Source organism: Halomonas sp. (assembly GCF_031581305.1).
Lineage (GTDB): Bacteria > Pseudomonadota > Gammaproteobacteria > Pseudomonadales > Halomonadaceae > Halomonas.
Genome location: NZ_JAVLBC010000201.1, coordinates 1 through 5673, shown reverse-complemented (window position 1 = coordinate 5673; position 5673 = coordinate 1). Strand labels below are relative to the sequence as shown.

At 65.5% G+C, this 5673-nt stretch carries 8 protein-coding genes; 6 read left to right on the top strand and 2 right to left on the bottom strand.

Annotation, left to right across the window (positions count from 1 at the left end; translation table 11 throughout):
* The first annotated feature begins 111 nt into the window (after nt 1-111).
* From RI841_RS13885 to yidD, 6 genes are all read left to right on the top strand, one after another.
* Nucleotides 112-993 (top strand): RimK/LysX family protein, encoded by an 882-nt coding sequence (locus tag RI841_RS13885; RefSeq protein WP_405000949.1) that lies wholly within the window; start codon nt 112-114, stop codon nt 991-993.
* Nucleotides 994-1032: 39 nt separating this feature from the next.
* Nucleotides 1033-2538 (top strand): UUP1 family membrane protein, encoded by a 1506-nt coding sequence (locus RI841_RS13880; protein WP_310706224.1) that lies wholly within the window; start codon nt 1033-1035, stop codon nt 2536-2538.
* Nucleotides 2539-2542: 4 nt separating this feature from the next.
* Nucleotides 2543-3505, top strand: coding sequence for an alpha-L-glutamate ligase-like protein (locus tag RI841_RS13875; protein WP_310706223.1), 963 nt, complete (start codon nt 2543-2545; stop codon nt 3503-3505).
* Nucleotides 3506-3580: 75 nt separating this feature from the next.
* The gene (locus RI841_RS13870; RefSeq protein WP_310706222.1) at nt 3581-4054 is read left to right on the top strand and encodes a transcriptional repressor; all 474 of its coding nucleotides are present in this window, start codon (nt 3581-3583) and stop codon (nt 4052-4054) included.
* Nucleotides 4051-4491 (top strand): phosphoribosyl-AMP cyclohydrolase, encoded by a 441-nt coding sequence (gene hisI / locus RI841_RS13865; RefSeq protein WP_310706221.1) that lies wholly within the window; start codon nt 4051-4053, stop codon nt 4489-4491. Before RI841_RS13870 ends, hisI begins: the two co-directional genes overlap by 4 nt.
* A 3-nt stretch (nt 4492-4494) precedes the next feature.
* Complete coding sequence (yidD, locus tag RI841_RS13860; protein WP_310706220.1) at nt 4495-4836, top strand: membrane protein insertion efficiency factor YidD; 342 nt, start codon at nt 4495-4497, stop codon at nt 4834-4836.
* Here the strand turns inward: yidD and RI841_RS13855 are convergent, their stop codons facing one another.
* Nucleotides 4837-5265 (bottom strand): SufE family protein, encoded by a 429-nt coding sequence (locus tag RI841_RS13855; RefSeq protein WP_310706219.1) that lies wholly within the window; start codon nt 5263-5265, stop codon nt 4837-4839.
* Nucleotides 5266-5303: 38 nt separating this feature from the next.
* The coding region (locus RI841_RS13850) for a site-specific integrase (RefSeq protein WP_310706218.1) at nt 5304-5673 on the bottom strand (370 nt) is incomplete at its 5' end.

Below are 5673 nucleotides of genomic sequence, written 5' to 3'. Positions count from 1 at the left end.
TTCGTATAATGTATATTATGTTAAATAATGGCCGTGAGTCGTCCTGCAGCACCGGCGATAATCATCCTGTCGCTCCTTGTCGACGTTGGACAAGGCTGGCGGCGACTCCTTATGATCACGATCCGTTTTGATGCCCGAGCCCTGTTCATGCGCCACTGCCTGCCGTCCGTCGGCATTCTGATCGTTGCTACCCTGCTGTTGAGCGGCTGTACTTTGCTGCCCGATCGTGAGCCGCCGCCGGTCGTCACCAGCGCAGAATTCCAGGCGCGCATCGACCAGTTGGAAGGCGCCGTCACCGCTAGCTGCGTGTCCGGGCAGCAGGCCCGACTCGACGAGCAGCTGAACCAGCAACAGGCGCTGTCGGCGGATATGCGTGAAGTCGGCAGCCTGCTGCGACAACTGCGTGGTGAGTTGGCACGTCGCGACAGCGAGGACGACACGCCTGAAGTGACACGCCAGTGCCGCGACAGCCAGGCGCGCCTGGACAACAAGGAGATCCTCGGGCGCAGCGAGTGGATCGGGCTGCCCGATGTCGGCACCTACCTGAAGGCCCGCATCGACTCCGGCGCCACCACTTCGTCGCTCTCGGCCACCGAGATCACCCGCTTCGAGCGTGACGGCGAGAACTGGGTGCGCTTCAAGCTGGGACTCAATGACGGTGATAGCGTGATCGACAGCGTGCGCGACGAGTGGATCGAGGCGCCGGTGGAGCGTCGGGTGCGCATCATCCAGGCTTCCGGAGAGGATTCGCGTCCGGTCATCAGCCTGCTGATGACCCTGGGGCCGCTGCGCGAGACGGTGCAGTTCACCCTCAATGATCGCACTCACCTGGACCATCCAATACTGCTGGGTCGCCGCTTCCTGATGGACATCGCCGTCATTGACGTGGCCGAGCAGTACCTGCATGAGCGCCCCGAGTTCCCGGGCGGGCGCCCGGCAGAGGAAGCTGACGCCGACGAGATGGCTGATCGCGATACAGAAGTCAAAGAGTGACATTGTCACGTCTGACCCAAGCTCCCTCAAGGAAGATCCATGTCACGACTGCCCTTCTATCTGATCGTCGCCTTCCTGCTGGTGGCCGGTATCGCCCTGAGCATCCATCGCCATGTGCAGTTTGAAGTGCCCTGGACGCCCGGCGAGCAACGCCAGGTCTGGGAGATAGAAGCCCAGGTCAACTTTACCGCCGATGGCGGGCCAGCCAAGGTCAACATGGCGCTGCCCTCGAGCCAGCAGGGGTATCGCATCCTCACCGAACACACCGCCTCGCCCGGCTACGGGCTGGCCTTCCTCGAGAAGAGCGGCGGTCGGCGTGCGGAATGGTCCACTCGCCAGGCCACCGGCGACCAGCAGCTCTATTACAACGTGCAGGCGCTGGTGGCCCCGGAGTCGCGCAACCCGAAGGTCGAGTCTCCTCCCCTGGAGCGTGACATCGTCTGGGAAAGCCCCTATGACACCGCGGCCACCCAGGTGATCGAGTGGGCCTGGTCACGCAGTGCCGACCCCTTCACCTTCGCGCGCGAGCTGATCACTGACTTCACCGAGGAGCGCCAGGGCGAGAATGCCCGCCTCCTGCTGACCCAGTTCGACCGCACCCCGCTGCTGGTGCGCCTGCTCAACCAGGCCGACGTGCCGACCCGCGAGGTCAGCGGCCTGCTGCTCGAGCACGGCCGCCGGCGACAGAGCCTGGTATCCTGGATCCAGGTCTTCGACGGCCAGGAGTGGGCGCTGTTCGACCCTCGCACCGGTGCCCGGGGACGACCGGACAATCTGCTCCTGTGGGAGTCCGCCGGGCAGGCGGTGCTCGAGGTTCAGGGCGGCAGCAACTCTCGGGTCGGCTTCTCGATGCTCTCCCGCAACCAGCCGGCAGCCGCGGCAGTGCGCAGCCAGTTGGCCGATGATACCCTGCTCAACTTCTCGATCCACAGTCTCCCGCTGGAGGACCAGGCGCTGTTCCAGACCATCCTGCTGATCCCTATCGGCGCATTGATGGTCGTGATCCTGCGGGTGCTGGTCGGCATCAAGACCTCGGGTACCTTCATGCCGGTATTGATCGCGCTGGCCTTCATCCAGACCACCCTGATCACCGGGCTGGTCGGCTTCCTGCTCGTGGTGGCCGTGGGGCTGGTGATCCGCAACTATCTCTCCTACCTGAACCTGTTGCTGGTGGCGCGAGTGACGGCGGTGATCATCACGGTCATCGCCATCATCTCGGTGTTCTCGGTGCTCTCCTACCGCTTCGGGCTCAACGCCGGCCTGACCATCACCTTTTTCCCGATGATCATCCTCTCCTGGACCATCGAGCGTATGTCGATCCTCTGGGAGGAGGAAGGCCCCAAGCAGGTGCTGATCCAGGGCGGCGGCAGCCTGCTCACCGCGGTGCTGGCCTATCTGGCGATGAACAACCCCTGGATCCGCCACATCACCTTCAACTTCCTCGGTGTTCAGCTGATCCTGATGGCGCTGATCCTGCTGCTCGGCAGCTACACCGGCTACCGCCTGCTCGAGCTGCGCCGCTTCAAGCCGGTCACGGAGGACTGACGCCATGTGGACGACCCCTACCCGCCTGCATGCCAAGGGGATCATCGGCATGAACCGGCGCAACATCCGCTACATCGGCCGCTACAACAACCGCCGCCTCTATCCCTTGGTGGACGACAAGCTCAAGACCAAGCTGCTGGCCCAGGAGTACGGCATCACCACGCCGGCGCTGATCGGCACCGTAACCACCCAGTTCGGCGTCAAGCAACTCGGTGCCATGCTCGCTGGCCACCATGGTTTCGTGATCAAGCCGGCCAAGGGCAGCGGCGGCAAGGGCATTCTGGTCATCGAGCGGGTCGAGGGGGATCGCTACATCAAGCCCAGCGGCGCGCCGCTGTCCCTTGGCGACGTGGAGCGTCACGTCTCCAATATCCTCTCCGGGCTCTACTCCCTGGGGGGCTCGCCGGACGTGGCCTTGGTCGAGGCACTCATCAACGTCGACGGCTCCTTCTCCGAGTACACCTTCGAGGGGGTGCCCGACATCCGCGTCATCGTCTTCAAGGGCTATCCGGTGATGGCGATGATGCGCCTCTCCACCGCCGCCTCGGACGGCAAGGCCAACCTGCACCAGGGGGCCGTGGGCGTGGGCATCGACATCGCCAGCGGCACGGCGATTCGGGGGGTGCAGTTCGATCGCACGCGCCACGACCATCCGGATACCGGGCATGAACTCGCCAGCCTGCACATCAGCGACTGGGGCACGCTTCTGCGCCTGGCCGCCGGCTGCTTCGAGATGACCGGCCTGGGCTATCTGGGAACCGATATGGTGCTCGACCGGGACCATGGCCCCATGCTGCTCGAGCTCAATGCCCGCCCGGGGTTGGCGATCCAGATGGCCAACGGCGAGGGGCTGCGTACCCGGCTCGACCTGATCGAACGCCAGCCCGAGGGTGTCGTCGCCGAAGACAGGGTCGCCTTCTCGCAGCATCATTTCGCCCGTTCGAGCGAGCTGCGTGAGACGGCCTGAAAGACGGCCACTGCTGGCCCCTCGGGGGTCCGGCGCGTAGAATGTCCCACTCTTCTCAGCCATCCCCCGGGTGCCATGACCGATCCCCGCGACATGATCCGACAGGCCGAACGACAGTGCCAGCAGCGCGGCGTACGCTTCACGCCGATCCGTCGACGGGTGCTGGAGATGATCGCCGACGCTCCCGGCAGCCTCAAGGCCTATGACCTGCTCGACCGCCTGTCGGCGGAACACGCGGCGGCGCGTCCTCCTACCGTCTATCGCGCCCTGGAGTTTCTTATCGACCAGGGGCTGGTGCATCGCATCGAGTCGCTCAATGCCTATGTGGCCTGCCCCTGCCCCGAGCATGCCCATGGCTTCCAACTGCTGATATGCCGCCACTGCGGCCGGGTCGAGGAGCTGCACCTGGACGAGATCAACGACCACCTGGCGCGCCGCGCCAGGGAGCTGGGCTTCGAGGTCCAGCGCCAGACCATCGAGCTGCTGGGCCAGTGTGACGCCTGCCGACAGGCGTCCGAGCGCCCCGTCGCCCCTGCGGAGCTTCCATGACCGACACCTTCAAGGCCCTCGAGCGGGCCGCCGGCGACAGCCGCTTCCCCCTGGCCGGGATCCTCGACGCCATCCACTTCAACGCCGATGGCCTGATCCCGGCCATTGCTCAGCAGCACGACAGCGGCGAGGTTCTGATGATGGCCTGGATGAACCGTGAGGCCCTGGAGGAGACCCTGCGGACCGGCCGGGTCTGCTACTGGTCACGTTCGCGGGGCAAGCTGTGGCGCAAGGGCGAGAGCTCAGGACAGCAGCAGCACCTGAAGGGCGCAGCGCTGGACTGCGACGGCGACACCCTGCTGCTGCAGGTGGACCAGACGGGCCCCGCCTGCCACAGCGGCCGGCGCAGCTGCTTCTATGTGGCGCTGGAGGGCGACGAGGCACGTATCGCCAGCGAGCCCTTGATCGACCCCGATACCCTCTACGGCAAGGGCTGAGACATGGCCTGCCTCGCCGCCGGGATTCATCGCCTGTTGCGCCTGCTTGACCGGGCCCTCGGTTGGCTGATGGTCGGTATGGTGCGGCTTTACCAGCTCACGCTGAGCCCGCTGCTGGGACCGCGCTGCCGCTACTGGCCGAGCTGTTCGAACTATACGGTGGAAGCATTGCAGGTGCATGGCCCGCTCAGGGGCGGGATCCTGGCAGTGCGGCGGATCACCCGCTGCCACCCAGGCTGCGAGGGCGGCATCGATCCGGTTCCAGACGGGCCCAGCGAGCAGCTCTGCCGGGAGGACCCGGAACTGGACGCGCAGTTCCGCTGCCGGGCGCCAGATGACCGCTGATCAGGCGGTCACCTCCTCTTCGGCCACGCGATAGATCCGCTCGAGCATGGCATTGAGGCCGTTGCTGCGGGTCGGCGAGAGGTGCTTGTCGAGGCCCAGGTCGCTCATGAAGTGCGGGCTGGTAGCGCGGATGTCTGCCGGCCGACGGTCGTTGTAGATGCGCATCAGCACGGCGATCAACCCGGAGACGATGGCGGCATCGGAGACCGCATCGAAGTGCAGGGTCTCGCCTTCACGGTGGTGGTGCATCCAGACATTGGACTGACAGCCCTGAATCTTCAGTTCGTCGACCTTCCACTCCTCGGGATAAGGGGGCAGCTGCTTGCCCAGGTCGATGAGGTACTGGTAGCGGTCCATCCAGTTGTCGAACATCTCGAACTCGTCGAGAAGCTCCTGCTGGGCCAGTTCGGCGGTAGTCTCGGCGCTCATGCTCTCTCCTGGAAATGACCTGGAAAAGGTTGCCGTCATTATACCGGCTCATGGCCGCTATCTCGATCACCGGCCTCGACGGCCCTCGCTTCTCCGTCGCCCAGGCCATGATGTGCTTGCTGGCGATGCCACTCCTCGTCCTCGGTATGCAGGTAGCGCGCCGTGGTGTCGAGACGCGAGTGGCGTGCCGTCGCGGCCAGATAGCGCAATTCCACCCCGGCCTGGGCCTGGTGGGTCAGGGCCGTATGGCGCAGCCAGTGTGGTGTTGCCTCTCGCAGGCGCCGTACCTCGCCCTGCGCGGCCTCCCCCGCCTCCCGCTCGAGCGCGTCGGCCGCCTCCCGGAAGCCATCACGGACCAGTCGATAGAGGCGGTTGTCGCCCAGTCCGCGCCGACCGTCCAGGGCCTTC